Source organism: Bradyrhizobium sp. Leo170 (assembly GCF_004296405.1).
Taxonomy (GTDB): Bacteria; Pseudomonadota; Alphaproteobacteria; order Rhizobiales; family Xanthobacteraceae; genus Bradyrhizobium.
On sequence record NZ_PSRR01000489.1, the window covers coordinates 1 to 4,583 of the forward strand.

5 protein-coding genes are annotated in these 4,583 nt (G+C 56.8%); 1 reads left to right on the forward strand and 4 read right to left on the reverse strand.

The window, feature by feature from the left end; genetic code table 11:
• Positions 1 to 292: 292 nt before the first annotated feature.
• The 4 genes from CWO89_RS40985 to CWO89_RS41000 form a co-directional block, all read right to left on the reverse strand.
• On the reverse strand, positions 293 to 538 hold the full coding sequence (locus CWO89_RS40985) for a hypothetical protein (protein ID WP_130583934.1): 246 nt from the start codon (positions 536 to 538) through the stop codon (positions 293 to 295).
• A gap of 103 nt (positions 539 to 641) precedes the next feature.
• On the reverse strand, positions 642 to 2,189 hold the full coding sequence (locus CWO89_RS40990; RefSeq protein WP_130583935.1) for a T6SS phospholipase effector Tle1-like catalytic domain-containing protein: 1,548 nt from the start codon (positions 2,187 to 2,189) through the stop codon (positions 642 to 644).
• 12 nt (positions 2,190 to 2,201) lie between these two features.
• A complete protein-coding gene (locus CWO89_RS40995; RefSeq protein WP_130583936.1) occupies positions 2,202 to 2,543 on the reverse strand; it encodes a KTSC domain-containing protein in 342 nt (113 codons plus the stop codon).
• Positions 2,544 to 2,630: 87 nt separating this feature from the next.
• Positions 2,631 to 3,746: an outer membrane protein gene (locus CWO89_RS41000; protein ID WP_130583937.1), complete on the reverse strand. Its 1,116-nt coding sequence runs from the start codon at positions 3,744 to 3,746 to the stop codon at positions 2,631 to 2,633.
• 194 nt (positions 3,747 to 3,940) lie between these two features.
• Between CWO89_RS41000 and CWO89_RS41005 the strand changes: the two genes are divergently transcribed.
• Positions 3,941 to 4,583, forward strand: a 643-nt coding sequence (locus CWO89_RS41005; RefSeq protein ID WP_130583938.1) for a recombinase family protein, incomplete at its 3' end; no start/stop codon positions are given.

The following is a 4,583-nucleotide window of genomic DNA, read 5'->3' on the forward strand; positions in this document are numbered from 1 at the left end:
CCCCCCAGCGATGGGACGGCGTCGGTTACAACGATGCCGCCGTGTCCAGTTGGCGTGCCGCCGATACCACCAGCGCGCGGCCGAGTGTAACCGTTACTGTAACCGTTTTTCGACGAGGCGGTTACAGTAATTTCTCAATGATCTCAATGTCTTCTACTACTGTAACCGTTGTAACCGTAAATTCTCTAAGGAGGAGTCTAGAAAAGATGATTCCCTGTGGGGCGTATAGCTCTAGGGGCTCCTAGGAAAGTAGCGGTTACACGGTCACACGGTTACAGCAATGGAAAACGCATCAACGCGAAGCGTCTCGAATGGCTTCTTTGCGCTGCATCGCCATCAATTCCAGTGCAGCCGCATTGAGGCGCATGCTCACGCAGTCGTCGCGATCTCGCTTACTAGCATGGTCAACCGCGCACCTGCGCTCGGCAACGTCTCTGAGATTTTCCGTCGGCCGATTGGCGACGACCATCTGGCCGTATGCGGCAATGCCGAAGACCACCGCGATGACAGACAAGAAGAAAATTACGAATGCGCGCACGCGAACGTCCTTTCCACCGATGTTCGGGGTTTCATTAGCGAAAATTGTGTATCAACGGACAGTTCAATTTGATGTTGAACGGCAAAAGCGGGTTGATTGCGGTTTACGTTGACTGCTGGTAGAAATGCTTGAACGCGTCGTGCTGCTTTAAGGCTTCAGGCCGGTATGGACCAACGTTTGCGCACTGCGCAACTGAAGCAAGCTCAAAGCGCTCTGAAACAATTGGATGGACGGGTGCGTCGTGCTGTATTTGGCGCACTTCGATCTCCCAGTTCATGTTGCCGACACGGCGCTGCAACCATCGCCATTTGGGAAAACGGGCCGCATAATCGTCAAGCAGATCGCGCATGCCGGCGACCTCGCAGTGCTGCACGCCGTCCGCCCGTGGATAGATGTTTAGGGCCGCACCGGCATCTCCGGTTCCAGGCATTTTGATACCATCGACGTAGATCGGTCCGGTTTTCAGCCCGTCCGGTACTCGAATGGCTTGCTGGCACATCCAGGCAAGTGCGGCATCTGAAAGCCGCGCTTCGGTTTCCGGATAAGATCCGCCAACGTCGGAGTGATTGCCTGCGAACCATAGTTGGATCAGTCGATCGATGCCTGGCGTAAGCTCGTGCGAAGGTCTTTCCGTCCCGCCCCAGGCGACGCGTCTGAAGTCTTTGCGTGTTTCGTCGATGGCGTTGGCTGATCGAGCAAAGCGCACATGCTTGCTGAGCAATCGGTCGAAGTTTTCACCCTTCCACTCTGCGTCGTGCGAACGCGGGGGATCGCCCTTGTTCGGAAAGTCGTAGATCGTCTTGTGGTTGGCCGCCCGCTGTCTTTTCCAGAACCAGATGACCCCGGTTAGCGTCGAGATGTGGGTAACAAACCAAGCAGGGACAATGAACCCCCAGAGCAATCCCGCACCGGTCGTGATTGCGGCTAATATTCCAACGAGCGCCGCTGGAATTAACGAGGCGACGAATGCCGCCGCGGCGACGCCGACCGTCAATCCGACCTGAATCAGCCGGCGCCGGAAACCACTGGCACCGAGCGCGGCCACGGTATCGAATACGCCGATGAAGTAGGGCGCCGCGTTGGAATCGGAACCGTCACCTGAAGCATATTTCTCTTGAAATCGCCGCGCTAATTCTAGCCGCTCTGCCTCGAATTCCGCGCGTGGATGCCCAGCGCCATGCTCTAACACCGTATCGACTGCTTCCCACGCGATGTCTCGGACGGACTTCCTGAATCGCATCAAGGGGCCTGCGCGAGTCTTGGTCGGCACACCGCATAGCATCAGCAAATTGGCGAGGCTCCGGACGGTATAGGCGCCCCGACTAAAGCCGAACAGGAAGATCCTATCGCCGTCCTCGTATTGGTTGATGATGAATTCGTAACAGTCGGCAATGTTTCGCTTAATGCCCGCGCCTGTCACGGACCCGAGCAGCTTTTCCACAAAGCGGACTGGTGCACTGAGAGCGGTCGCACCGATATCGGTGCCAAGGCCGGCGTCGTAGAAGACTACCTGGTGCGACGGATCGATCCCCGTGTCGGCATGATCGCGCGAGATCCGATACATCTTATAGATATTGCTGATGCGCTGTTCGGGGCGGGCACCGCCATCCTGACCGGTTCCATCAGAGAAAACGACAATATTCTTTGGCACAGGACACTCCTGCTAATATCGCGGCGCCCGATGCGTTCTGCAGTCGTAGGGACCATCAGAACCCGAGCCTTTGATCTTTTGATTGTAGAACTGCCCCATCGATGATGCGGCCATGAAAGCATCGAAGGTCGCGGCGGGTAGCTCGCAATAGTGGTAGTAGCTGCCGCGCAAGCTGATGAGCATGTAGCTCTCAGCCTTGTCGTAGCAGACGCGCTGGATGAAGCTGCTCCGCGGCGTGTCGGTACAGGTGAATGGCTTGAGATCAACGGCGCCACGATATTTTACGTCGACTGTTTCCGAAATCGCTGGAGTGATGGCCAAGAAGGCGAGGGCGACTGATAGAGCACGGATCATGGAGCTGTCCTGATCGCCGTCTTGTCCTTGATCACTGCGTGCTTAAGCTGGGTCATGTTGCGCTATCCTGTGCCAGCTCGGCTCGCGCTATTGCAGTGGATTGAAGGCGTAAGCGAACCCGACACGACCCGCGTGCATCGACTGGCTATATTGGGTCTGCCGGTCGCTCGTTTGCGTGGACGGGGGCGGCCCACCAGTGAACGAGAAATGATCGTTTGTTCTGAACGCGCCGAAGTCGGTGTATCGATATTCTGCTCTGACGCTCCAGTTGGAATCGAGCTTGCGTTCTATGCCTCCACCGGCGGTCCACCCGTTCGCCCAGAAGCTCTCGACCGGCTGATAGAACGGATTGTCGGTAACGTTGCGAGCTTCGAATTGCGCGCCGGTCCAGCCGCCAATGCCATAGATCATTGTCTGGTCATCTAACAGAACACCCGCGCGCAACAGCGCGGACGTCATCCACCGAGCCGCCACCTGTGGCCTAAAATCGGCAAATGCCGTCTGTCCGGTCGGACCTGCGGCGCTGAAGTACGTGTACGCCTTTGACCCGGTTGAGCTGAAATTGAGCTCTGAAGCAGTTGCCTCAAGCTGGGCACCTAGAACGACCTTCGAAACTTGAACATTCCAGCCAGCATACAGATCGATCAATCCCCCGCCGTTATTGGCTGAGGAGGTGCCTACGGTTTCGAGGCCACTGATCGTGAACGGGAATGGATTTCCAGAGAAGGCCTGCGTGTTTCGCTCTGCGGAGATGACGTCAGATCGAGTGGCGCCGCCGCCAGCGGACGCTCCCCAATAAGCTCCAGACCAACCGGCGGAAATTGGACCATCGGCCTTGATTGTCTTGTACGGCATAGCCGACGCCATGGCATCCGGCACGGGATTGTGCTTCTTTGAAGGCTTCTCCATCACGAGCTTAGCCGGCGTCCGCGCATTCTCCAGTTGTCGCTTGTACGCGCGGTTCTCAACTTCTAGGGTGGCTACACGAGCTTCCAGGGCCGCGATCTTTTGCAAGACGATGTCCGCTGAAGACGGTTCTGCATCCGCAACGCCGCAGTTCAGAGCGGCGAACCCAAGGCATACTAGAAAAAGGTGCGCCTTTCGTTTCGTGTAAAAGAACATTTCCACAGCCTCCAGTTGCTCTTGCCATGGTATGTTCGTTGGTTGTCCGCTCGCAAGACCGAGCCGCGGGATGAGCAGCATTTGGGAACGATCATCCCCAAGTTCATCCGGCCAGTCCAGGCAAACGTTCGCGTGCCAACGATCGTTCGCCGGCCGCCGTCGGGCACATATTACCTCTTGCAACGTCGAGTAGACGGGAGTTGGATACGAGGGGTCGGGTAAGCTGAGCGAGACCGAATGACGTCGCCGCTCCGGCAAATCGGGAGCTTTGATCGATGATCAATGCACTCGTCGTTCGCCGGAGTACCCAATTGGCAACCGTCCAAAAGCACGCGCGGGCCGCTCAGTATGTCCGGATGTCGACAGACAAGCAGCGCTATTCCATCGAGAATCAGGCGGCTGTCATCGCGGCCTACGCACATGCCCACGACCTTACGATTGTTCGGACCTATGCCGACGAGGGAGAAAGCGGACTTCGGATTAAGAATCGACCGGCCTTAATTCAACTGATCGAGGATGTCCGCTCTGGCGAGACGGATTTTGGCCATCTCCTGGTCTATGATGTCAGCCGATGGGGACGCTTTCAGGATATCGACGAGAGCGCCCACTATGAGTTCATCTGCAAGCAGGCGGGCATCAATGTGGCCTACTGCGCTGAGCAGTTTGACAATGATGGGAGTATGCTCTCGAGCATCGTCAAGAATTTGAAGAGAGTGATGGCGGCTGAATATAGTCGCGAATTGTCGGTCAAGGTTCATGCGGGAGCATGCCGGTTTTCGCGGTTAGGCTTTAAGGTAGGTGGCCGGCCTGGCTACGCGCTCGAGCGAGAGCTCGTGGACCAGAAGCTGCAGTCAAAGGGAATCCTGAAAGACGGGGATCGCAAGTATCTCATCACAGACCATGTTCGTTTGCGGCCGG